Source organism: Agarivorans sp. QJM3NY_29, from assembly GCF_050870835.2.
Classification (GTDB): Bacteria; Pseudomonadota; Gammaproteobacteria; order Enterobacterales; family Celerinatantimonadaceae; genus Agarivorans.
Genome location: NZ_CP194036.2, coordinates 4,670,448 through 4,693,810 on the forward strand (window position 1 = coordinate 4,670,448; position 23,363 = coordinate 4,693,810).

Sequence of the window (23,363 nt, forward strand, 5' to 3'; positions counted from 1 at the left end):
ATCCTATGTAATAAATTGAATCTCACGATTCATCATCTGGATCGCCATTGATACGTTGATAGATTGGATTTACCGACATTACAATGCTCACAGAGGATCTGCAGATTATCAATATCATATGCTAACTCTGGATGCGTCGATCTCGGCCGAATGTGGTCGACGTGCATCACCGCGCCAGTGGCCGGAGAAGCACCACAACATGAACAAGTATTGCCGTATAACTCAAAGGCTTTGGTTCGTAAACGTAACCACTTAGCAGACGAATAAAAATTGAATGTTTTCGGCTCACGATAGGGGACCTGTTGAAAGTGACTAAAATCTTGAGGGGTTTCACCTGGCGCATAAAAAGTTACTTTTGGGTTAGCCTCTTGATTCACTTTAAGCCATTTAAAAACCGATCTTAAAGCGCCAGCTTCGGTCTTATAGTTGCTCCGCTTCATGTTTCCATTCAAATAATAACTAACGAGGTACATTTATTCTGCTCCTTCACGACAACATAACGGCTTATTAAGGCACTAACCACCGGGTAAATACAGAACGGGTGAATAACCAACTTAAACCCAAAGCTAACAGTAAGACAATCGCCATAAGCACTGGCAGGGCGATACTCGAATGGCCAAACCATTGGTAAATCCCATAGTCTAGGTGACGAACCGGGATCAGGAACAAAGGGTGGACTAAATAGATCCCAAAACTATATTTAGAGACGGTTTTAATCATCGGTCTCCAACCATTGGGGACCTTTTCTGCGTAGGCTTTCACCAATACAAATAACGACATGGCAATCACTACAGTATTGAGGCTCTTATAGCCCATAAATACACTACTATATTCCCCTTGCTGCCAAATGTAATAAACACTGCCCAATACATTGAAACCTAAAGTCGCAAGGCCAGTCATCAACCAAAACTTCAAGTAAGGTTTCTGTTCATGGTTAAACAAATACCAACCCACAACTAAATAACCACTATATAAAATGATATTTTGCCGCAATGGCGTTTCTACCTTTAACCAATGCATTAAAGTGAGTAATAACCACGCCGCCAATAACAATAAAACCCGCTGATGATCCATTTTATGCAGCAACGGGGCTAACAAAGGGATCACAAAATACAGGGGAATGAAATCGTAAAAAAACCAAAGGTGATACCAAGTATGCTGATTGTTGGCATGTGCTAACAGACTTTCGGTTATCGTCCACGACCAACGTCCATCATGAAATCCCGCAACAACTGCATAAATCACCGTCCAAGCAATAAATGGCACTAATACCTTCGCTAAACGCCGTGACAAATAATAACCACAGTTAAAAGGCCGCCTATCTGACAGCAATAAGGCGCCACTAATCATCATAAAAATCGGCACAGCCCAACGACTCATCGCATTCAATGAGACCGCAGGCAACCACTGATGCCAAGCAAGGCTGGGAATTAACTCCCGATAAGGCCCCAAAACATGGATCCCCACCACCGCAATCACTGCAATAAAACGCAGACACTCGATATAAAATAAAGAAGGACGAGTCACTTGAGTATCGCTCATAAAAATTCATGTACCTTTGTAGAAGTGTTCGCTCACTTAAAAAATGTTCCCCCGCTATACTTACCGCCACATGAGCGCCGACAAGCAAGCAAGAAAGGGCTTTCGTTAATTGCCTTAATCCACCTTTAACTTTACACTAAGAGCTTGAATAATCGTTAATTTGCAAGGAATGCAAGTGTCTATATCTCAGCTCGGGGGCAGTAAACAGAAGTTTATTTTAGTGTTATCTATATTACTACTCTGTTCCTTTTGTTTAACTTCATGGTTAAGCTACCAAGTTGCCTACCACTCGATGAGCCAACAAATCGAAACCAACCATTTACCGCTCACCAGCGATACCGTTTATTCAGAGATTCAACAAGATCTACTACAACCTATTTTCATCTCTTCCTTAATGGCCCAAGATACCTTTTTACGCGATTGGGCATTACACCAAGAAACCGAAGTTGAGCCTATCGTTCGTTACCTCAGCACCATTCAGCAACGCTATCACACCGTCACCACTTTTTTTGTATCTAATCAAACCCTACGTTACTATCATCCCAAGGGTGTCATTAAAACGCTCTCGCCAGATGAACCAAATGATGCTTGGTATTTTCGAGTGCAGCAACTGCCAAAAACCCAAGACTACGAAACCAACATTGATTATGACACCGCAGACCCAACCCGCACGACCGTGTTTGTCAACTACAAGGTCTATGACTACAACCACAATTTGATTGGGGTGACGGGGGTTGGTCTGAATGTAACCTTAGTAAAAAAACTAATTTCACTTTATCAACAACGCTATCAACGTAGCGTTTATTTCATCGACCCTGAGGGTAATGTAGCGCTTAGTGATGAACACTACCGTGGTCCACGAAATATCTATCAACGACCCGGTTTGTCGGAGCAGGCCAAGACCTTACTATCCAGCCCCAGTGGACGCTACCAGTTCAAGCAAGACAATCTTCAATTTTACCTAAATGCGCGCTACATTCCCGAATTCAATTGGTATTTAATGGTTGAACAACAAGACGCGCCAGCTGCGAAGCAACTCAAACAGATTCTATGGATTAATCTACTGATTAGCCTGCTGGTGACTTTCATTGTGGTAATAGTGGCAAATTTTACGATTGGAAATTACCAACGTCGTCTGGAAAAACTGGCGTCTACCGATAAACTCACCGGCGCGTTTAATCGACAAAGTTTTGAAACACAGCTAGAACAGGTGATCGACATTCAACATCGCTCCAACAGCCCTTGCTCCTTAGTTATCTTTGATGTTGACCATTTCAAAGCAATTAATGACCAATATGGCCATCTGGTTGGTGATGAAGCACTCAAGCACATTGTTGCACTGGCCACGGAACAGCTGCGCGGCTCAGATATTATCTGCCGTTGGGGAGGCGAAGAATTTATCGTTCTATTGCCAAATTGTGATGCCTCAGCCGCATTTGAGGTGGCCGAAAAAATACGCCTAGCAATCAAACATACCACGGTCTGCGTGAATGGAAATGAATTGCAGTTAAGCATTAGCTGCGGGATTGCGCAGGCCAAAAGCCATGAAGTTTTTGTTAATTTACTAATTAACCGTGCCGATCAAGCGATGTACAGCGCCAAGAGAAACGGTCGTAATTGTAGTGAAATAGCCCCATAAAGTTCACTCGTTGGCGAGCTCACAATGAAAACTTGGGGCATTTCAGCACTAGGTTACCTTGGTTGCGGCGGGTATTGAGCTAACATTAAGGTAATCTGTTCCGCAATAAATTTTGCGCGACTCTCTGGTCCCAGAGTCTCTTTTAACTGGCTTTGAGAAATAGAGCGCCAAACGATGGTTTGATTCTGTTGGTCTAACAGCTCCACAACTAATTTGCCATATTTACGCTCTTTATAACGGTCGGGAGAACTCATCCCAATTGCGCTATGCCGACTGCCAAAACCAACCGAAAAGCTACCACCAAGAGCTTCTAGTTCACTAGCCGAATCAACGCGATAGTCAACCAATAAGTCAGCCTGTTCTGCTGCAACCATTTGCAAGCCCTTTTGCTCCAATTGAGCCGCTAACTCAGCTTTGATGCGCTGTTCGTCGAGACTTTGCACCGCATCATCTGCACCAGCAACAAATGCGTAATGATGATATTGCGAAAAGTCTTGACCCACTTGGTAATCAGTTGCAGGCTGAATCGTACAAGCCACCGAAAGCAAAGTGAATAAGGCAATACTAAAGACTCGATACATGGCGGAACTCCTGCTGCAAGCAGCATTAAAAACATTTCCCTAAATCTACCATAATTTAAGATAAATAGATCTCTGCAAGTGGCCTTTGCTGTTTAGATTTATTTCGCGACTCAGTAGACTAAACCGCTGCGAGTAGGATGTTTTACTAACCAGGCTCATCAGGCTGCTCAACAAGTCGTCAGTGCTTACCCAGAGCGAATCGCTTTGCTATAATCGCCACGTAATTTTAGTAATGGTTTATTATGTCTCAATTTGAACAACGCTTTGGTGGGATCGCCCGCCTTTATGGCCGCCGCGCGCTCAGTAAATTTCAGCACTCTCACGTCTGTGTTATCGGCATCGGCGGAGTCGGTTCATGGGCCGCGGAAGCATTGGCAAGAAGTGGGATCGGAAAAATTACCCTGATCGATTTAGACGACATTTGCACCACCAATACCAACCGCCAAGTACATGCAACTCGCGCGACCGTTGGCCAGTCAAAAACAGCGGTCATGTGCGAACGTATTCAACAGATTAATCCCGAGTGTATTTGTCAGGAAATCGAAGACTTCGTCACCCGAGATAACCTATACCAATACCTAACCCAAGACTTCGATTATGTGATTGATGCCATCGACAGCGTCAAAGCAAAAGCGGCGCTAATCGCTTATTGTAAGCGTAATAAAATCAAACTAATTAGCGTCGGCGGTGCAGGTGGACAGATAGACCCCACTCAAATAACCATAAGCGATTTGGCAAAAACGATTCAAGATCCTCTCGCGGCCAAGGTGCGTAATGAGCTGCGTCGTTTTTACAACTTCAGTAAAAATACAAAACGTAAATTCGGCATCGATTGTGTCTATTCTACCGAACAGCTGATTTACCCCAGTGATGACGGAGGCACCTGTATGGCCAAACCCGATAGTACTGGCAGTATGCGCATGGATTGTAGCAGTGGTTTTGGGGCGGTGACGCATGTAACGGCAAGCTTTGGCTTCGCCGCTGTCTCACGTGTACTAAAAAAACTCGCCGAACAAGCAAACGCGGCTTGAACATGTTTAGCGCGTAGTGACATTGTGGCGCAGAACAAACAACCAGCACCCAATACAACTCTCCCCCAGAATGGTACTAAGCTTATACACCCGATGTTTTAGGCTCACTTTAAAATCACCTTTCTATGCTGAGCATCGCCCAACATCGTTAGTATCGGCATCAACAATACAGCCTTGGATCTCAAATAGACTGTCAGATTGGTAGCATAATACGAAGCTCTCGACGCCATGAACAACTGACACAAAAAAGCCCAGCAGTGCTGGGCTTTTATCCATTGTTCACATCAACGATGAGAGCTTAATCCGCAACAGTTTCCCCTTGCAGATGTTCCACGCTTGGGATTTGCTTATGATTTGCACCTAAGTAAGAGTAAATCACAGGCAATACAAACAAGGTGAATACCGTACCGATGGACAAGCCAGCACAAATCACCATCCCAATATCAAAACGAGCCGCTGCGCCCGGACCCACCGCCAATAACAAGGGGATGAGGCCAGCCACCATCGAAATGGTCGTCATCAAAATTGCCCGTAGACGAATTCGAGCAGCATGACGAATCGCGGTAATTTTATCTTCACCGCGCAATATTTGCCGTTCTTTGGCGACTTCACACATCAAAATACCGTGCTTAGTAATCAAACCTACCAGAGTAATCATACCAATTTGAGTATAGATATTCAGCGTCGCCAAGCCCCAGCCCATCATCAACAAGGCACCACAAATCGCCAAAGGTACCGAGACCATGATCACCAAAGGATCACGGAGACTCTCAAACTGAGCCGCCAAAACCAGGAAGATGATCGCCAAAGCTAAACCAAAGGTGGCAAACAGCGCCGAACCTTCTTGTTTAAACTGACGGGATTCACCTTTATAGTTAAAGCTATAGCCCTTAGGCAATAATTCGGCTGATTTCTGCTCTAGAAAATTAAGAGCATCCCCCATGGTTTGACCCGGCATTAACGCCGCATTCAGTGTCACCGAGTTGGTCTGATTCATTTGCAACAAGGCTTCCGGTTGGCCTTTGAGCTTCCAATCAATCAAATTCACTAATGGAACCAAACTGCTATCAACAGTTTTCACATAAAACTGACCAATCGCTTCTGGGCTAAGGCGGTCTTCACGTTTCACCTGTGGGATCACCTCATAAGAGCGACCATCAAAGTTAATGTGATTGACATAACCATCCCCCATCAAAGTGCCTAAGGTACTGGCAATATCGGCCATTTTCACCCCATAAGCACCAGCTTTATCTCGGTTCACCTGAATATCTAAAGTCCCAGTTTCGAACTTAGTATCTAGGTCACTAAACACAAAGAAACCACTCTGCATCGCCGCTTGCTGTAATTCCTGCGCAAGGCTAACTAAGCTACGATAGTCGCCAGTTCCCTGCAATACAAACTGCACTGGGAAACCGCCACTAGAGCCCGGTAATACCGGTAGCGGGAATGAAGCGACCGATACTCCGGCAATATCCGCGGTTTTTGCTTGAATCGTTTTCACCAAGGTATCTTGATCCATAGTACGGTCGTCCCATACCACGGTTCGTAAGAATCCTAAACCCTGGGTAGAGCTCGGGATCCCCGCTAAGGTGAACGAACCAGCAATATCATCTAACTTCAAGGCCCGACGACCAATCTCAGTGGTGTATTGATCAACATAATCAAGGTTTGCCCCGGCGGGTCCAGTTGCCATAATCATCGCCGCACCTTTATCTTCGGCAGGCGCCAATTCGGTAGGGATAATTTTTAGCAAAGGATACAAAGACCCCATCACGATCAACGCAAAGATGACCACCACAGGGCGACGAGCCAGTACCGCGCCCACCATGCGATCGTAACCACTGTCTAAGCGATTCAAGAAACGATGAACACCGGCTTCAAAACGCCCAGGATGAGGGTTATGTTTTAGCAATACCGAACACATCACTGGCGATAGGGTTAAGGCAACAAAGCCCGACACCACCACCGCACCAGCAAGAGTTAAGGCAAATTCGGCAAATAACACCCCAGTTAAACCTTCGACCATGGCAATCGGTGAGTAAACAGCGGCCAGAGTAATGGTCATCGAGATCACTGGAAGGGCAATTTCTCGAGTCCCCACGATCGCCGCATCGAAGGGTTTCATTCCCAGTCGAATGTGCCGATCGACGTTCTCCACCACCACAATTGCGTCATCCACCACCAAACCAATTGCCAGTACCATGGCCAATAGGGTTAATAAGTTAAGCGAAAAACCAAGCGCTTGCATCGCTAAACAGACACCAACCAAAGACAGTGGGATGGCAATCACCGGGATCAATACCGCACGGAAATTCCCCATAAATAGGAAAATAACCACTACGACAATCACCGTTGCCTCGACAATGGTATGTAATACTTCATCGATCGAAGACTCGATATATTCGGTCGAGTCATAGAGTACTTCCATCTTCATGCTATCGGGAAGATTAACCTGAATATTGGGTAGCATCTCGTTAATCAGTGTTGCCACGGTAAGTGGATTTGCGGTTGGCGTCGGATCGATGGCGACCACCACCGCGGTGGTTGCATCGGCTTTGGCACGAACCGTTTCCCGGGCAGAATCAAGCTCTAACTCAGCCACATCGCCTAAACGCACAATCCCCGAAGCACTACGCGAAACAATCAACTGTTGGAACTCTTCACGCGTCTTCAGATCAGTATCCGCTTCAACGTTATATACTTTGAAGCGACTCTTGGCCTGACCAGGCGCCGATCTAAAGTTATTATTTTGCAATGCACTCACAACTTCCGCGGCAGTCAGTTTGTGATTCGCCAGTTTCACCGGATCTAACCACACCCGCATCGACAACTGAGGACCATAAACATTGGCCTTGGCAACACCGGTCACCGTCACCATTTGCGGCTGTACGTTTCGATTCACGTAATCCACCAGCTGAGCTGATTTTAAATCCTCACTGCTAAAGGAAATATACATAATCGAGGTACTAGAACCCGTAGAACGGGCAATATTTGGATCTAAAGCTTCACTCGGTAACTGCGCACGAACCGCGTTAACTTTAGCCATCACCTCAGATAAAGCTGCATCGGGATCGGCACCAGTTTTCATATACGCAGTGATCGTACTGCTACCCATCGCCGATTTAGACTCTAAGAAATCGAGGTTATCGGCTTCCGCAATCGACTGTTGTAAAGGTTGGGTAATAAAACCCTGAATCACTTCTGCTGGCGCACCATAATATGAGGTGGTAACAGTAATCACCGTATTGGTTAACTCTGGGTACTCACGAATTTGCAGCTTAAATATGGATTGCATACCCACAATTAATAGCAACAAACTCAAAGACAGAGCCAATACGGGTCGCCGAATAAAAATATCGGTAAATTTCATGACCTAAGCTCCTAGTCTTTTGGCAAAGTTTGATCGCGCTGAACGAAGTTGTCTTCGACAAGTTTCACCCGAGCACCGTTACGCAAACGAACCTGTCCAGACACCACAACCTGCTCATCCGCTTTAATACCCGAGGTCACCACCGCAACATCGCCACGACGCTCACCGATGGTAACCGTACGTTGTTTAGCAACTAAGATCTCGCTGCCATCCTCTGCGGTTTGTGGTTCAATCACATAAATAGACTCACCATACAAGGAGAAGGTAATTGCTTGCTGCGGAACCACCACTTGATTGGCTTGTACCGGTTGCCAAATACGAACGCTGGCATACATACCGGAACGCAGTAAGGCTTCATCGTTAGGTAAGGTCGCCTGCACTTGAATCACCCCACTTTGCGAATCAACCGTAGGTTCGATTGTGGTAATTTTTCCTTTAAACCACTGTTCAGGGTAAGCGTCGGTATTCAGCTCAACTTCAGTCCCCACATCAATCAGCGAAATCTCTTTTTGTGGGACAATAAAGCGTAACAACATGCGATTCAGGTTTTCTAAGCGCGCGATGTCATTCCCTGGCTGCAAATACTCACCAAGGTTGATTTGGCGGATCCCCATCACCCCATCAAAGGGAGCGCGAATTTCACGAAGCTCAATGGTCGCTTTTAAAGATGCTATCTCACTCACCAAAGCTAAATAAGTCGCTTCCGAGTCATCGAACTGGGTTTGCGACACCGAACCTTTGGTTAACAACGTTTTATTACGCTCCATTTGTCGCTTAATCGCAGGTAATTTCGCTTCGGCACTAGCTAAGTTAGCTCTTTCTACATCCGCCTCTAAGCTCACCAAGCGTTGGCCCGATTTCACGGTATCACCCGATGAAAAATGAATGTCAGTCACCAAGCCCGATACCGAACTAGAAATATTAACGCCCTGATAAGGTTCAATAAAACCGATCGATTCAATTGCTGGATGCCAATCTTGCGCCTTAGCTGAAGCCACCTCAACAGGCAATTCAGGTATCGGTCTATTCGCCATAAATTGAGCAATCATTTTTTGTTTAAACAAGTAAAAACCAAACACACTACCAAACAGTACCACTGCGATAAGTAGCATGATCGCCATCCATTTCTTCATTTCCCAACTCCAGTCACTAAGGATGTAAAATAATAGCGTCCCAGCTAGCTAATTGAGCAGCATCCATATTTTGCTCACTAAATTGCACTTGCCGAAGCATCATAAAACGACAGATTTCATTAATTTGACCAAAGGCCAAAGCGTATAACAACTCTCCAGGTAAAGGTTTAAAGTAGCCTTGTTCGACACCTGAACTTAAAAAATGTTTCACCGGCTGAAACAAATCTTCAACCAATTGTTGATGACGATGACCCCTGGGTAAGGTCTCTAAGTGAACCCATAAACGATGTATCGTTGGATTCAGCTTATGATAATTTAGCGCATTTCGCCAAAGACGACGATGCTGACCCAGCAAGTCAGACTCATCTTCAACCCCCGCAACAAAAGCCTCGGCATACAAACGTAAGTTACGTTCATGCAGTTCAGCCATCAGGGTTTCTTTATTTTTGAAGTATAAATAAATCGTTCCGGTAGCCACCCCCGCCTGCTTTGCCACGCGATGGATAGAACAAGCGTCAACCCCAGAGCGACTAATTAAGACGCCAGCTGCGCTCAAAATACGCACACGTTTATCACTAGTCATAAAATGAACACTGATTCATAAAGTCGAAAAGTATAAAACAATGAACAATTTAATCAATGAATATGTGTTCAGTTCACAGTTTTTTCGTTCTCAATTCTAAAAACCACACGAACAGCAGCATAGATTGCCTTACGTCAATCAGCTAAAATAGTCGGCCAATTATTGAAGGACCTCCTTGTGAAGTTAAACCCCGCTCAATCAAAAGCTGTCAGTTATGTCTCGGGCCCCTGTTTAGTATTAGCTGGCGCAGGTAGCGGAAAAACACGAGTCATTACCAACAAAATTGCCCATTTAATTCAAAACTGTGGCTATAAGCCGAAACACATTGCAGCGGTGACATTCACCAATAAAGCGGCGAGAGAGATGAAGGAGCGAGTGGGGCAGACCCTAGGGCGCAAAGAAAGCCGCGGCTTACGAGTGTCGACTTTTCATACCTTAGGTTTAGATATTATTCGTCGTGAATATAAAAGTTTAAAACTAAAACCCAACTTCTCGCTATTTGATGATCAAGACCAAATGTCTTTACTCAAAGAGTTAACGGAACAACAGCTAGAAGGCGATAAAGATTTACTTAAACAACTGATTACCAGCATTTCCAACTGGAAAAATGACCTCATTTTGCCCACTCAGGCGCTACGCCACGCGCAAGGTGAACAACAGCAATTATTTGCCAGTCTATATGAAACTTACCAACGCCAACTCACCGCTTATAATGCCTTGGATTTTGATGACTTAATTTTAATGCCAACTCTGCTACTCACCCACGATTCAGCAGTTCGCCAACGTTGGCAAGACAGCATTCAATACCTACTGGTAGATGAGTACCAAGATACCAATACCAGCCAGTATCAACTGGTCAAGCTACTCGCCGGCAGCCGGGCTTGTTTTACCGTGGTTGGAGATGATGACCAAAGCATTTATTCTTGGCGCGGTGCACAACCGAAAAACTTGATGCAACTGCAAACCGACTTCCCGGCATTACAGGTCATCAAGTTAGAGCAAAACTATCGTTCAACTCAGCGGATCCTAAAATGTGCCAATATTCTGATCGAAAATAACGAACATATATTTGATAAAACCTTATTCTCCGAACTCGATTATGGTGAAGCGGTCAAAATATTGTTCGCCAAGAACGAAGAGCAAGAAGCTGAGCGTGTGGTCGCCGAATTAATCGGCCATCGCTTTATGAATGGTGCCAGCCATAAAGACTACGCTATTCTCTATCGAGGCAATCACCAGTCACGCTTATTAGAAAAGGTTCTGATGAACAACCGCGTGCCCTACAAAATTAGTGGTGGCACGTCATTTTTCTCTCGCGCCGAAATCAAAGATATCATGGCCTACCTACGCGTTTTAGTAAATCAGGAAGATGACAATGCCTTGCTGCGAGTGATTAATACCCCCCGCCGTGAAATTGGCCCAAGCACCTTGGAAAAAGTAGGCAGCTTTGCCAACCAGCAACAAATCAGTTTGTTTGCTGCAGCCAAACATTCTGAAATGGAAGGCATTTTACCCACCCGAGCACTCAAATCTGTCGGCCAGTTCAGCCACTGGTTACTCAGCCTCGCACAGCGGGTAGAACAGGGAGATGCACTGCAAGCGGTGCGTGATTTAATCCGTGATATTCACTACGAAGACTTCCTTTACGAAACCAGTCCCAGCCCTAAAGCCGCAGAAATGCGGATGAAAAACGTGTCTGAGCTGTTTCGCTGGGTGAGCGGAATGTTAGAAGGAGATGACGACAACGAGGCGATGAACCTGCCGCAAGTTGTGAATCGCCTAATGTTACGAGACATGATGGAACGAGGCGAAGACGATGAAGAAAGTGATCAAGTGCAATTGATGACCTTACATGCCTCAAAAGGTTTGGAATTTCCTTATGTTTACTTAATCGGAATGGAAGAAGGTCTGCTCCCCCACCAAAGCAGTATCGATGAGGAAAATGTTGATGAAGAGCGGCGCCTAGCTTATGTGGGGATCACTCGAGCGCAACGAGAACTCACCTTTACCTTAACCAAAGAACGCCGTCAGTTTGGTGAATTAATTAAGCCTGAGCCAAGCCGCTTTCTCTATGAATTACCTCAAAACGATCTCATTTGGGAACAAAGACGCCAAAAAGAAAGTGTAGAGCAACGCCAAGAAAAAGGCTCAATTGGTATTGCGGCACTTCGTGCAGCGCTAAACAAAGATAAATAAATCTTTATTTTTTAATCAATTAAAGGTCACTTATTGGACAAACCTCAAGCCTAAATTAGGTCGTAGATGTGATCCCAAGCGAATAATTTCTGCTGCTAGTGGAAGTTCTGTGACCGAAAAGGTTTTCATCTCTAAATTTTACCTTACTTGCTTCTGCGATCGGCATAGACTCAGCAAATTAGGATCAATGGATGTGAGGTCAATACGATGAACCCACTCGTGAAGCAACGCCAACAGACGCAGTTAAACTTTCAGCAGGGTGAAGCAAACATTATTGTTGGGCAAGCAGAGGCCTGCCCATTGCCCGTCGAAGAGTTAGCAAGCTTAAGGCTTGATTCCCCCTATGTCGTCGAAACCTTTGAAGACGGCTTAACCGCCATTGTGCTCCACTTGTATATTCATGGCCGTCACTACAATCTAAAGCGAAAGCGAGCGCAGGCTTTAGTGCATAATGTGGATGGTGAAACTTCATTTTTAAATGAAGTGCAACGCCGCCGAGACATCCAAGCCTTAAAAGATTCCCCCCGAACCGCTAAAGCTTTTGCACCTCTGGTAAGTACGCTCTACGCAAATTATCGGCTGGGATTCATTTTATCACCGTGGATCGACGGTAAACCTCTCGCCAGTTTTAGCCGGGAGATATTCCGTCAGATATTTGCCACGCTGTTCGCTCTGGAGCAAGCAGGTCTGATGGAATGGGATCTATGCCCAGGGAATATTTTATACGATGGCCGTAATATTCACTTATTCGATTTTGGCTATATGTATGCTTATAACCCCCTCGAACACTACAATAGTGACGGTCTCGCCTCACCCGCTTTTCATGCGGCAGAACGTCTAGAAACCCGTAACGTATTCGGTTACTTATTGCGTTATCAGGATGTGATGAGCCCAGCCGATCAACTGGCGCTATTTCGTGAATTGAAGGAAACCGCTCTCGACAGCTATACCCAAAAGCTCATTTGGCTAAAGCAAAACTACGCACAACCGCTTATTATTCAATGGCAAACTGAAATTATCGAGCGCTGGGAATATGCCTTAGATAACGAACGCTCCTTAAAAAACTTATTTATTAGCGAAAGTTTTCGCTCGCATTGTCTTGATATTGCCGATGACATTCACGGTAAGAGCTGCACGACAATGACCTTAAAGCGGATCGACAAAGTCATTACCATGTTAGCGACGGTGTTTCTGCAACTAGAAAACAACGGTGCCTTACTATTCGATAATGCTACACTCAGCCAAATCGAATTGATCAAAAAATATCAAGCTTATCGGCATTTAGCGAAGCAGTACCAACAGTCATAGCAGATCCAATGAAATGCTCAGCGCTCTGCTGGTTTACTGTTAGTTTTTTTGCAAATTTGCAAATGTTGATTAAAAGCAGCCATAAACCCAGGATGCTCTGCCAACCAAGTGTGACTGATATACACACCGATCGGTATGTATTTCATTAATTGGCTATATAACTTCTGACGAATATGCTGATCCGATAGCTCTTGCTGATATACATCTTCTGGTGCTAATACCGAATCGATACGCCCACGATCTAACATTTCAAACAAAATATGGTAGTTATAACGTGATTTAATATGAGGAAACTGCTGATCTAACAACCAGCGGTGCATCGCCGAACCATGCAATACACCCACCGTTAATTGTCTTATTTGAGCATCATTCATCGTTGGCAAGTGTTCATTGAGACCATATAACATCCGTCTGGCATAGGCAACTGGCTGACTAAACGCCGCCACCGCACTCCTTGCCGAAGTTTCACTTGCGATAAAAAACATGTCCATCAATCCCAGCTCCAGCTGCTGTTCAGCGCGAGACACTGGACGAACAGTCACCGAATAAGGTTGATTAAGAGAATTTAAAGTGCAATAAACCAAATCGACAGATGAACCACTAAGCCGTTGGTCTTCCAACACAGTGTAAGGGGGCAATACATGGGTGACCACCCGTAATTCATCAGCCAACAAGCAAGGGGTTAGATTCAAAAGAATAAGACTGAGCCATAACCGCAGCCAAACATAAAATTGCAAACAGCCTCCAATCTAAATCCAACAGGTCGTGGTTAAACTATAGCCAAGTCCCAGCAAACAACTAAATCTTGGCAGTCAAGTTATCTTTTCTAGCTGTCTACCCGTCGTTTAATACACAAGCGACAATTGGAGCAATTCGCTGCAGATTTTCTACAGCGAAGTCCACAATGAAAGATAGCCAGCAACTGACCCTTTGTATTGAATGCGTGACTCAATTAACAATTCGCTAAAATTTGCTGACGAGTTAATAGATAAGTGACTATTTTTAATACATAAATTATTATTGCAGGCCATCATTGCATGAAGAAAGTGACTGAAACTGAGTTGATCCGAGCCGCTAACCGTCGAGATATTTTGCGGACACTTCGCCAACATCAGGAACTAGCAAGAGTTGATATAGGTTCTTACAGTAAGCTAAGTCCAGCGACCATCACCGCAATTACTGCCGAATTACTTCAACAAGGTTTACTCAGCGAACAAAGAAGCGAATTAGATCCATCCGCAAGCCGGGGTCGCCCCAAAGTTAAACTAAAAATTGTAAGTGATGCTGCTTTTTATATTGGTCTTAAGCTATCCATCAATGAAATCCGACTATTCCTCGGTGACGCAACTGGAAAAATTGTTGGGCAAACAAAGTTGAATCCAGCCACTCTAGAATTCAATCAAATACAACTTCTTAACTGGTTGCATGATGTGGTTGAAGACTTCATTCAACAACAAGGTCTCGACCGCAGTAAGATCCGTGGACTCGGCATTGCTCAGCAAGGCGTCGTAAGAAGTGATGCTCGGGGAATTTTATGGAGCCCAGCGGTATGTGGTGAACATCCACAACTACTCGATCAACTCGAACAACGCTTGGAACTCCCTGTTTTTATGGCAAATGACGCCTATTGCTTAGCCGTTGCCATCAAGAATCAAGAGCAATACCGAGCAACAGATAACTTAGTTGCTATTCAACTCGGCTACGGGGTTGGCATGGGACTAATTGTGAACAATCCAAGCTATCAACCATCGATGATCGCTTCAACGGAATTTGGCCACACCAAATTCAGTCTCAATGGGCCACAATGCCGTTGCGGTAAACGCGGCTGTATCGAGGCTTACCTAGGCGATTACGCCATCTATCGAGATGCTTGCGCTATCTATAAATTACCACAAGATGATTTACTCCATCCTAGCGAACAACAAATGCAGCATTTAAATCAGTTAGCCAGCAATCCCAATGAGCCCATGACCCAAATATTTAATCAAGCAGGCATGGTGTTAGGTCTAGGTTTAGCCAATATCATGGCACTATTTAACCCACAGAAAATTGTTATCTCTGGCCCTGGGATCAGAGCATTTAGCCACATGCAAAGCGCCATGAATAACACTTTAGAAGCCAGTGTATTGCCTTATCATCATGTTGAAAACGTGGTTGAAACTTGCAATTGGAATGAAGACTTATCGGGGCTAGGGATCATTGCCATCATTCAGCAACACACCGACTAATCCCGCTCACCGAGCAAGCCATAAGAGGAAGCCCTGCTTCCTCCTGGTTTCTGGTTTCTGGTTTAAGTCTTAGCAAAAATCCACTGACTCGCGTAATGGCCAAACAACATGCTGGCAATAAACCAATAAATCATCATATCTCCACGTAACAGACCCGCGACAGCAGGACCCGGACAGATACCAACCATGCCCCAGCCAATACCAAATAACACGGAGCCTACAACCAGACGCCCAGTAATCGCTTGTTTAACCGATACACAGCGATACTCATCGCCATTTATAGCCAGCCGGCGAGGCTTGATAATTAAATGGTAAAAAGGAATGAAGACCAGCAAAGCACCGCCAATCACAAAGGCTAAACTCGGATCCCAAGCGCCAAATATATCTAAAAAATTAAGCACCTTATTCGGGTCAACCATTTGCGATATATTCATCCCCAGACCAAATAATAAACCGGTGACTAAACCCACGATAACTTTATACATGGACGAGTCCAAAATGGGCATTCAAGCCCACCACCAACACCGCAGTAAACATAAATATCGATGTGGCTAAAATAGACCGAGTGGAAAATCGGCCAATCCCACAGATCCCATGGCCACTTGTACAGCCATTAGCCAATTGTGTCCCCACGCCCACCGCCAAGCCAGCGATAATGGTCCAAGCCAAGGAATAATTAGGCAGCATCGGTAAACTCACCCCCAATGGCTGGGTAATCAATACGCTGACAGCCATCGCTGCAATGAAAGCAACCCGCCATGGCCATTCACTCTTAGCCGCGCCAAAAATGCCACCTAATACACCGCTAATCCCTGCAGTTCTACCCGTCAACAGTAATAACAAAGACGCAGACAGGCCCAATAACATGCCCCCCAACAGGGCGCTCCAAGGGGTAAAGTGACTCATAAATAACTCCAAGAAAAGAATAGAAAATGATGGCTGTAGGTGGGCTGTTAAAAATTAACCGCAGAAATTTTGTCGTAAACTACTAAGTAACTGCTTAATCCGAGGATCGGCTAAAGAGTAATAAACATTTTGAGACTCTTTACGCACCGACACCAACTGACTTTCTCTTAATACCTTTAAATGTTGAGAAAACGCAGACTGACTATTTTGACTATATTGGCGTAGTTCTGTCACCCCCATTTCACCATCACTAAGCAAACAAAGTACGACTAGGCGATCGGGATGAGCAATCGTTTTAAGCAACTCACTGACTAATAAAACATTGTTACGTAGCGCCAATACATCTTGCATAGTTCCCCCTATCAACATGGCGAAATTATACAAAAACACCTTATTTAGTCAAATCTAATTTAGAATATTTTAATTTAGACAGTTGCGAATTAGATAAAGCTAATATAAAGTTACTACAGTTTTTCAGGAGGTCGATTATGTCTTTAGAAAATGTGGTTCGGATTTTTGCTGGCAGTATGGTGTTGTGCTCACTGCTATTAACTTACTGGGTTCATCCTAACTTTGTTTGGTTTACCGTATTCATCGGAGTGAACCTAATCCAAAGTGCAGTGACTGGCTTTTGCCCAGCGGCAATGGTGTTTAAACGTCTAGGTTTTAAATAAACGGCGTTTGATATTTATCAATTTAGTCTTGAGTTTCAAGAGCGGTATTTGCCGATACCGCTATAGTTTAATTTTTGGAGAGAGTTATGCGTAAGATTGTTATTGTGGGGGGAGTTGCAGGCGGAGCTTCAGCTGCAGCGAGGGCGCGGCGTTTAAGTGAAAGCGCTGAAATTATTATGTTGGAACGCGGCCCCTATATTTCTTTTGCAAACTGTGGCCTGCCCTATCATATTGGTGGCGACATCGAACAACGTGATGCGCTGTTATTGCAAACTCCCGCAAGCTTTAAAGCCCGCTTCAATGTTGATGTCAGAGTGATGCATGAAGTACTGAGCATTGACCGAGAACACAAAACGGTAACGATCCGCGACTTACTGACTCAGCAAGATTATCAAGAAAGTTACGATGCTCTGGTGCTTAGTCCAGGAGCAGCACCAATTGTCCCCCCATTACCCGGTATTGATAATCAGCGCACCTTTTCACTGCGCAATATTCCTGATATGGACAAAATCATCGCCAGTATCGATATCAATCAACCCAAACATGCCACCGTAGTTGGCGGTGGCTTTATTGGCATCGAAATGGCTGAAGCATTGGTGCAACGTGGAATCAATACCAGCCTGATTGAACTCTCTTCTCAGATCATGGCACCGGTCGACCCAGAAATGGCCAGCCCACTTCACCAAGAGCTACGCCATCACGGTGTTGATTTACATTTAGGCGTCGCCTTAGAAGCGGTATTCCCCCCCGCGGCGGAACAAAAAGAAGAGCTGGCAAACCTCAATTCCGACGCGCTTTCTTTGCGCCTCAGCAATGGTGAGATGCTCGAAACAGAACTCCTCATCATGGCTATCGGGGTAAAACCAGAAACGAGCTTAGCCAAGCTTGCAGGGCTTGAGTTAGGAAAGCTCGGCGGGATTCAAGTGAATAGCCAACTACAAACTTCCGACCCATCTATTTATGCGGTGGGAGATGCCATTGAAGACCCTGAATTTGTCACCGGAGATGCCGCATTAATCCCACTTGCGGGGCCAGCGAATCGTCAAGGACGAATGGTTGCAAATAACATCTTTGGAGCCAACGAGCACTACCAACGCAGTCAGGGTACGGCTATCTGTAAAGTCTTCGATTTAGCCGTGGCCTCCACCGGCTTAAATGAAAAAAGCTTGCAAGCTAAGGGGCTTGAGTATCAAAAAGTATACCTGCACGCAGCAAGCCACGCCGGCTATTATCCGGGTGCTCAGCCAATAAATTTAAAACTATTATTTCATCCTCAAAGTGGCTTGATCTATGGCGCACAAGCGATAGGTAAAGAGGGGATCGACAAGCGAATTGATATCCTTGCGGTCGCCCAGCGAGCCGGTATGACCGTCTTCGACTTACAGCACCTTGAGCTAACTTATGCGCCACCTTTTGGCAGCGCGAAGGATATCATTAACCAAGCAGGCTTTGTCGCAGCGAATAGTATTGAAGGGCATACCCACCTTTGTCATAGCGATGAAATCAACCAAGCCTCCGAGCAACAACTTATCTTAGACGTGCGCAATCCCAACGAATTAGAGCAACTCGGTACGATCCCCGGAGCAATCAATATTCCAGTGGATCAACTTCGTGAACGCATTGATGAGCTCCCGAAAGACAAGGAAATACTCATTTATTGCATGGTTGGTTTACGTGGCAACGTTGCCTATCGTCAATTAGCCAATCTTGGTTTTAAGGCCAAAAATCTTACCGGAGGCTATAAAACTTGGCTCGCAGAGCAAGCTTGTCTTTAGCAGACTAGGACTATGGCGCTAGTACTAGCGCCTTCTTTACAAGGGAGATGTCAGATGCAAAGCTTAGCCACTGTTTTTTTCACCGGACTGCTAACGTTTGCAGCCAACACTGTTGATGCCGCTCCTGCAGACCTAGAAACGGTTACGGTCAGCTCGGCAATGACCCCCATTCATGTTGAACTCGACGCGGTCATCGAAGCTGTCGATGCGGCAACCTTAGCAGCACAGACCTCGGGGCGAGTATTAAGCCTTTATTATGATGTGAATGATTTTGTCGAGAAAGACGCCATCATTCTCGAAATCACCAGCACTCAGCAATCAGCCGCCTACGCCGCGGCGAACGCCCAACTCAGCAGTGCCATTGCGCAAAACAACGAAGCGCAACGCCAATGGTTACGCCTGCAAAAGCTCTATCCCCAAGGCGCGGTCTCTAAGGGTCAACTGGATCTGGCCGAAACAGAGGCAAAGGCAGCAACCAGTGCGGTAAAAGCCGCCAAGGCCGCCCTAGTACAAGCAAAAGAAACGCTTGATTACACCGTTGTTAAAGCACCTTTCTCTGGCGTTGTAACCGAACGCCATGTGCAATTGGGTGAGACAATTTCACAAGGCCAAGCACTTTATTCTGGCTACTCACTCGAACATATGCGTGCGGTGGCCAATGTGCCACAGCGTTATTTAGATGTGATTAATAATCAAACCTTGTTCTCGCTGATTATCGATGGACAAAATCCAATACAGTCCAAGGACTTTATTCTGTTTAGCCACGCCGATCAACAATCTCACACGTTCAAGATCCGGCTTAATCTACCCGCTGAACGCGCCAACATTTATCCCGGTAGCTGGGCGAAGTTAAGTTTTAGTTACGGCTGGCGAGAGCAAATCTGGATCCCTCAGTCTGCGGTATTACAGCTCAATGAACTCAGTGCGGTCTATTTAAAGACTGCCAAGGGCTTTAGCCTGAACCAAGTTCGCCTTGGAGAACGCAAACAACAACAGGTACAAGTGCTTTCTGGCTTACAAGAAAATGACCAAATCGCACTATCGGCTTACCAAGCGATGTTAGATGGGGAGCAGTAGTCATGGGAATTGCAGGACGCATTGGCGAGCGCTTCTTAAACTCACCGATTACCCCTTTATTAGCCTTAATTGGTCTATTACTTGGAATATTTTCGGTACTGATCACCCCCAAAGAAGAAGAACCACAAATTGATGTGACCTTTGCTGATGTCTATATTCCCTTCCCCGGAGCAAGTCCCAAAGAAGTCGAGAATTTAGTTACGCTACCAGCAGAAAAAATCATCTCCGAGCTGAATGGTATCGATACTCTGTATTCATTCTCACAACCTAATGGTGCGATGATTATTGTGGTGTTTGATGTCGGTGTAAAACGCAATGACGCCATCGTAAACTTATACAACCAAATCTATGCAAACTTAGACAAGCTCCCCAGTGGTGCGGGCGTCGGACAACCCTTAATTAAACCCAGAGCAATTGACGATGTGCCCATCGTAAGCCTGTCCTTATGGGATGAGAGTCTCACACTGAGTCCCTTCGACCTAACTAAAATCGCTCGCACTTTAGAAACTGAATTAAAACGGATCCCCGGCACCAAAGATGTCTACACCTTAGGTGAGCAAGCGACGGTCGCTTCAATCCGAGTTGATCCAGTGAAACTCAACGCCTATGGGGTCGAATTTGACCAGATCGCCCAGCAGTTACAAAGCAATAACCAACAATCAGGATTAGCCGATCTGATCCAAGATAACCGAGTCATCAAGGTGCAAAGCGGGCAATTCTTACGATCCGCCAGCGAATTAGAGAACTTGGTGATAGCAACCCACAATCAAAAACCGGTATTCTTGGCTGATGTTGCCAGCATCAAGGTTGGAGCTGAATTACCCAGTCAAAGCGTGTGGCTGGTCAACCAGCAAGGTAAATTTCCTTCCGTCACGATTGCTATCGCCAAACAAGCGGGTGAAAACGCGGTACAACTGGCGGAACGTATCGAACAACGGCTAAGCCAACTGGATAATGTACTCATTCCACATCAGGTGAAACACCAACTGAGCCGTAATTATGGCGCCACTGCCGCTGACAAAGCCAATACTCTGATTGGCAAACTGGTGTTTGCCACAATCGCCGTTGTACTGTTGGTGCTGCTGGCCATGGGCTGGCGAGAAGCTATTGTGGTGGGGATCGCGATTGTCATCACCCTCGCGATGACTTTATTTGCTTCCTGGGCTTGGGGCTTTACCCTTAATCGGGTCTCTCTCTTTGCACTGATTTTTTCCATCGGCATTCTAGTCGATGACGCAATTGTGGTGGTCGAAAACATCCACCGACATATGCGGCTGGCAGCCAAGCATGCCGAACCCGCCAAGCTAAGCCAAATTATCCCTCAAGCGGTAGATGAAGTGGGTGGGCCAACTATTTTGGCAACGTTTACCGTGATTGCCGCACTGCTTCCGATGGCCTTTGTTTCCGGTTTGATGGGGCCCTACATGAGCCCCATTCCAATTAATGCCAGCCTTGGCATGTTAATCTCTTTGTCGGTGGCCTTTATCCTGTCACCTTGGCTAAGCGCTAAACTACTCAAAAATACCCCTGATCATCCAGCCGAATCGAGCCAAGGCTCGAAATTACACCGTTTATTCGAACAACTAATGCGGCCGTTTCTAGACCCTCACCGAGGCGGCAAGAACCGGATCTGGTTGTGGTTAGTCGTACTATTGATGATTATTGCCGCCGTCGCCTTACCCATTAATAAATTGGTGGTTATGAAAATGCTTCCCTTCGACAACAAGTCAGAGTTTCAGGTGATGGTTGATCTACCTGAAGGGCGCAGTTTAGAGCAAAATCAAAGACTTCTCTTTGAGCTGAGCGATTACTTACTCACCATCCCCGAAGTTGCTGACTTACAACTATATGCCGGCACCACCGCCCCGATTAACTTCAATGGCTTAGTCCGTCACTACTTTACACGCAGTAGCCAAGAGCTCGGTGATATCCAGGTAAACTTAGTTGATAAAGCCCATCGGCAACGTGATAGTCACAGTATTGCCAGTTCGGTGCGACAACAACTGCAAGCGATCGGCGCCCCCTATCAGGCCAACATCAAAATCGTTGAAGTCCCGCCAGGGCCACCAGTTTGGTCACCAATTGTGGCAGAGGTCTATGGCCCCAGCGATGAAATACGCCAACAAGCCGCAAGTGCTTTAATGCAGCATTTTCATCATACCAACGACATCGTTGATATCGACATCATGCAACCCAGCCCACAAACTCAATGGCGAATTACGATTGATCGTAGTAAGAGTGCTCAGCTTGGGATTAGCTATGGGAACATTGTTACCCTCATTACCACCGCGATTGGCGGAAAAGATGTCAGCTTCTTACATCGAGAACAACAACTCTATCCGGTCCCGATCCGCTTACAGCTGGCAGAAAAAGACAAGTTTGATTTAGAGCAGCTGCTCAATTTACGACTGCATAACCCACAAGGCGATGCGATCCCCCTGAGTGAATTGGTAAGCATCAATCAAGGCAGCACTAACCTGCCGATTATGCATAAAAACGCCATTCCTATGATTATGGTCGTTGCCGACATGGCTGGTGATTTAGACAGTCCCTTATACGGCATGTTTGAGATGGCCTTCAGTGCCAAAGATGCCGGCTTGCCTTTTGCGCAACACTATATCGACCAACCTGATGGGCTGAGCGAGATTGCCATTTTATGGGATGGTGAATGGAAAATAACCTACGAAACTTTCCGCGACATGGGACTCGCCTATGCGGTGGGGATGATCATGATTTACCTATTAGTGGTTGCCCAGTTTCGTTCTTATTTGGTCCCCTTGATCATCATGGCTCCGATCCCGTTAACCATCATCGGGGTCATGCCGGGACACGCCCTATTAGGCGCCCAGTTCACTGCCACATCGATGATCGGTATGATAGCCCTCGCGGGGATCATTGTGCGTAACTCTATTTTGCTGGTGGATTTTATCAATCAGCAGGCAAGCGCTGGTATACCTTTTTCCAAAGCCGTAATAAGTTCGGGGGCGGTACGAGCCAAACCCATCGTGTTAACCGGACTAGCCGCGATGATCGGGGCTTTATTCATCCTCGATGACCCAATCTTTAATGGCTTAGCCATCAGCCTTATCTTTGGAATTCTGGTTTCTACGCTACTGACCTTAGTGGTTATACCAGTATTATATTTTGCCTTAATGCGTAAGCACTATCCTCAAGGATAATCACAATCCGTGGATGCCCGCTATCGCCTGCTTACAATCTTAAGATCGGGCCTATCTGGATCTGCAAAGGTGGGCCTGTTTCATTCATCCTGCAGTGTGCGGCAATGATGCACGGACGCCACCGAAGCGCGGAGCCTGACT

19 protein-coding genes are annotated in these 23,363 nt (G+C 45.7%); 9 read left to right on the plus strand and 10 right to left on the minus strand.

The features are described from left to right. Positions 1 to 32: 32 nt before the first annotated feature. On the minus strand, positions 33 to 473 hold the full coding sequence (locus ACRRS0_RS21270) for an HNH endonuclease (protein WP_432455603.1): 441 nt from the start codon (positions 471 to 473) through the stop codon (positions 33 to 35). A gap of 34 nt (positions 474 to 507) precedes the next feature. Then, positions 508 to 1,542 carry an acyltransferase gene (locus tag ACRRS0_RS21275; RefSeq protein WP_432455602.1) on the minus strand — a complete coding sequence of 345 codons (1,035 nt, stop codon included), beginning with the start codon at positions 1,540 to 1,542 and terminating at the stop codon, positions 508 to 510. 175 nt (positions 1,543 to 1,717) lie between these two features. On the opposite strand from ACRRS0_RS21275, the gene ACRRS0_RS21280 reads away from it, so the two are divergent. After that, a complete protein-coding gene (locus ACRRS0_RS21280) occupies positions 1,718 to 3,181 on the plus strand; it encodes a sensor domain-containing diguanylate cyclase (RefSeq protein ID WP_432455601.1) in 1,464 nt (487 codons plus the stop codon). A gap of 53 nt (positions 3,182 to 3,234) precedes the next feature. Here ACRRS0_RS21280 and ACRRS0_RS21285 read toward each other — a convergent pair whose 3' ends face one another. Further along, on the minus strand, positions 3,235 to 3,762 hold the full coding sequence (locus ACRRS0_RS21285; RefSeq protein ID WP_432455600.1) for a DUF4136 domain-containing protein: 528 nt from the start codon (positions 3,760 to 3,762) through the stop codon (positions 3,235 to 3,237). A 242-nt stretch (positions 3,763 to 4,004) separates the two neighbouring features. On the opposite strand from ACRRS0_RS21285, the gene tcdA reads away from it, so the two are divergent. Further along, the gene (gene tcdA, locus ACRRS0_RS21290) at positions 4,005 to 4,793 is read left to right on the plus strand and encodes a tRNA cyclic N6-threonylcarbamoyladenosine(37) synthase TcdA (protein WP_432455599.1); all 789 of its coding nucleotides are present in this window, start codon (positions 4,005 to 4,007) and stop codon (positions 4,791 to 4,793) included. Positions 4,794 to 5,091: 298 nt separating this feature from the next. Here tcdA and ACRRS0_RS21295 read toward each other — a convergent pair whose 3' ends face one another. The 3 genes from ACRRS0_RS21295 to ACRRS0_RS21305 are packed head-to-tail and all read right to left on the minus strand — an operon-like array spanning position 5,092 to position 9,879. Then, positions 5,092 to 8,163 (minus strand): efflux RND transporter permease subunit, encoded by a 3,072-nt coding sequence (locus ACRRS0_RS21295; RefSeq protein WP_432455598.1) that lies wholly within the window; start codon positions 8,161 to 8,163, stop codon positions 5,092 to 5,094. An 11-nt stretch (positions 8,164 to 8,174) separates the two neighbouring features. Further along, positions 8,175 to 9,296, minus strand: a complete 1,122-nt coding sequence (locus tag ACRRS0_RS21300; RefSeq protein ID WP_432455597.1) for an efflux RND transporter periplasmic adaptor subunit — start codon at positions 9,294 to 9,296, stop codon at positions 8,175 to 8,177. 16 nt (positions 9,297 to 9,312) lie between these two features. Next, positions 9,313 to 9,879 (minus strand): TetR/AcrR family transcriptional regulator, encoded by a 567-nt coding sequence (locus tag ACRRS0_RS21305; protein WP_432455596.1) that lies wholly within the window; start codon positions 9,877 to 9,879, stop codon positions 9,313 to 9,315. Positions 9,880 to 10,056: 177 nt separating this feature from the next. On the opposite strand from ACRRS0_RS21305, the gene rep reads away from it, so the two are divergent. Next, entirely contained in the window at positions 10,057 to 12,075 is a 2,019-nt protein-coding gene (rep, locus tag ACRRS0_RS21310) for a DNA helicase Rep (RefSeq protein ID WP_432455595.1), read from the plus strand. 207 nt (positions 12,076 to 12,282) lie between these two features. Beyond that, positions 12,283 to 13,383: a phosphotransferase gene (locus tag ACRRS0_RS21315; protein WP_432455594.1), complete on the plus strand. Its 1,101-nt coding sequence runs from the start codon at positions 12,283 to 12,285 to the stop codon at positions 13,381 to 13,383. Between the two features lie 17 nt (positions 13,384 to 13,400). Here ACRRS0_RS21315 and ACRRS0_RS21320 read toward each other — a convergent pair whose 3' ends face one another. Next, the gene (locus tag ACRRS0_RS21320) at positions 13,401 to 14,120 is read right to left on the minus strand and encodes a substrate-binding periplasmic protein (protein WP_432455593.1); all 720 of its coding nucleotides are present in this window, start codon (positions 14,118 to 14,120) and stop codon (positions 13,401 to 13,403) included. A gap of 300 nt (positions 14,121 to 14,420) precedes the next feature. Between ACRRS0_RS21320 and ACRRS0_RS21325 the strand changes: the two genes are divergently transcribed. Then, complete coding sequence (locus ACRRS0_RS21325; RefSeq protein ID WP_432455592.1) at positions 14,421 to 15,611, plus strand: ROK family protein; 1,191 nt, start codon at positions 14,421 to 14,423, stop codon at positions 15,609 to 15,611. A 62-nt stretch (positions 15,612 to 15,673) separates the two neighbouring features. Here the strand turns inward: ACRRS0_RS21325 and ACRRS0_RS21330 are convergent, their stop codons facing one another. Genes ACRRS0_RS21330 through ACRRS0_RS21340 form a run of 3 tightly spaced genes read right to left on the minus strand, consistent with a single transcriptional unit; the run spans position 15,674 to position 16,868 of the window. After that, on the minus strand, positions 15,674 to 16,096 hold the full coding sequence (locus ACRRS0_RS21330; RefSeq protein ID WP_432455591.1) for a DUF6691 family protein: 423 nt from the start codon (positions 16,094 to 16,096) through the stop codon (positions 15,674 to 15,676). Then, complete coding sequence (locus ACRRS0_RS21335; protein ID WP_432455590.1) at positions 16,089 to 16,517, minus strand: YeeE/YedE family protein; 429 nt, start codon at positions 16,515 to 16,517, stop codon at positions 16,089 to 16,091. The genes ACRRS0_RS21330 and ACRRS0_RS21335 overlap by 8 nt, the downstream gene beginning before the upstream one ends. 54 nt (positions 16,518 to 16,571) lie before the next feature. Beyond that, positions 16,572 to 16,868: an ArsR/SmtB family transcription factor gene (locus tag ACRRS0_RS21340; protein ID WP_432455589.1), complete on the minus strand. Its 297-nt coding sequence runs from the start codon at positions 16,866 to 16,868 to the stop codon at positions 16,572 to 16,574. 137 nt (positions 16,869 to 17,005) lie between these two features. Between ACRRS0_RS21340 and ACRRS0_RS21345 the strand changes: the two genes are divergently transcribed. The 4 genes from ACRRS0_RS21345 (at position 17,006) to ACRRS0_RS21360 (ending at position 23,222) form a co-directional block, all read left to right on the plus strand. Continuing rightward, complete coding sequence (locus tag ACRRS0_RS21345) at positions 17,006 to 17,191, plus strand: YgaP family membrane protein (RefSeq protein ID WP_432455588.1); 186 nt, start codon at positions 17,006 to 17,008, stop codon at positions 17,189 to 17,191. An 86-nt stretch (positions 17,192 to 17,277) separates the two neighbouring features. Further along, complete coding sequence (locus tag ACRRS0_RS21350; protein ID WP_432455587.1) at positions 17,278 to 18,966, plus strand: FAD-dependent oxidoreductase; 1,689 nt, start codon at positions 17,278 to 17,280, stop codon at positions 18,964 to 18,966. A gap of 54 nt (positions 18,967 to 19,020) precedes the next feature. Next, positions 19,021 to 20,043, plus strand: coding sequence for an efflux RND transporter periplasmic adaptor subunit (locus tag ACRRS0_RS21355; RefSeq protein ID WP_432455586.1), 1,023 nt, complete (start codon positions 19,021 to 19,023; stop codon positions 20,041 to 20,043). 2 nt (positions 20,044 to 20,045) lie between these two features. Next, positions 20,046 to 23,222, plus strand: a complete 3,177-nt coding sequence (locus ACRRS0_RS21360; RefSeq protein WP_432455585.1) for an efflux RND transporter permease subunit — start codon at positions 20,046 to 20,048, stop codon at positions 23,220 to 23,222. The last annotated feature ends 141 nt before the right edge of the window (positions 23,223 to 23,363 follow it).

Coding starts and splice junctions, on each gene's coding strand:
- ACRRS0_RS21335 (WP_432455590.1), bottom strand. CDS start 16,517: ATGAGTCACTTTACCCCTTGGAGCGCCCTGTTGGGGGGCATGTTATTG.
- ACRRS0_RS21355 (WP_432455586.1), top strand. CDS start 19,021: ATGCAAAGCTTAGCCACTGTTTTTTTCACCGGACTGCTAACGTTTGCA.
- ACRRS0_RS21325 (WP_432455592.1), top strand. CDS start 14,421: ATGAAGAAAGTGACTGAAACTGAGTTGATCCGAGCCGCTAACCGTCGA.
- ACRRS0_RS21360 (WP_432455585.1), top strand. CDS start 20,046: ATGGGAATTGCAGGACGCATTGGCGAGCGCTTCTTAAACTCACCGATT.
- ACRRS0_RS21305 (WP_432455596.1), bottom strand. CDS start 9,879: ATGACTAGTGATAAACGTGTGCGTATTTTGAGCGCAGCTGGCGTCTTA.
- ACRRS0_RS21295 (WP_432455598.1), bottom strand. CDS start 8,163: ATGAAATTTACCGATATTTTTATTCGGCGACCCGTATTGGCTCTGTCT.
- tcdA (WP_432455599.1), top strand. CDS start 4,005: ATGTCTCAATTTGAACAACGCTTTGGTGGGATCGCCCGCCTTTATGGC.
- ACRRS0_RS21315 (WP_432455594.1), top strand. CDS start 12,283: ATGAACCCACTCGTGAAGCAACGCCAACAGACGCAGTTAAACTTTCAG.
- ACRRS0_RS21300 (WP_432455597.1), bottom strand. CDS start 9,296: ATGAAGAAATGGATGGCGATCATGCTACTTATCGCAGTGGTACTGTTT.
- ACRRS0_RS21350 (WP_432455587.1), top strand. CDS start 17,278: ATGCGTAAGATTGTTATTGTGGGGGGAGTTGCAGGCGGAGCTTCAGCT.
- ACRRS0_RS21345 (WP_432455588.1), top strand. CDS start 17,006: ATGTCTTTAGAAAATGTGGTTCGGATTTTTGCTGGCAGTATGGTGTTG.
- ACRRS0_RS21340 (WP_432455589.1), bottom strand. CDS start 16,868: ATGCAAGATGTATTGGCGCTACGTAACAATGTTTTATTAGTCAGTGAG.
- ACRRS0_RS21270 (WP_432455603.1), bottom strand. CDS start 473: ATGTACCTCGTTAGTTATTATTTGAATGGAAACATGAAGCGGAGCAAC.
- ACRRS0_RS21285 (WP_432455600.1), bottom strand. CDS start 3,762: ATGTATCGAGTCTTTAGTATTGCCTTATTCACTTTGCTTTCGGTGGCT.
- ACRRS0_RS21330 (WP_432455591.1), bottom strand. CDS start 16,096: ATGTATAAAGTTATCGTGGGTTTAGTCACCGGTTTATTATTTGGTCTG.
- ACRRS0_RS21275 (WP_432455602.1), bottom strand. CDS start 1,542: ATGAGCGATACTCAAGTGACTCGTCCTTCTTTATTTTATATCGAGTGT.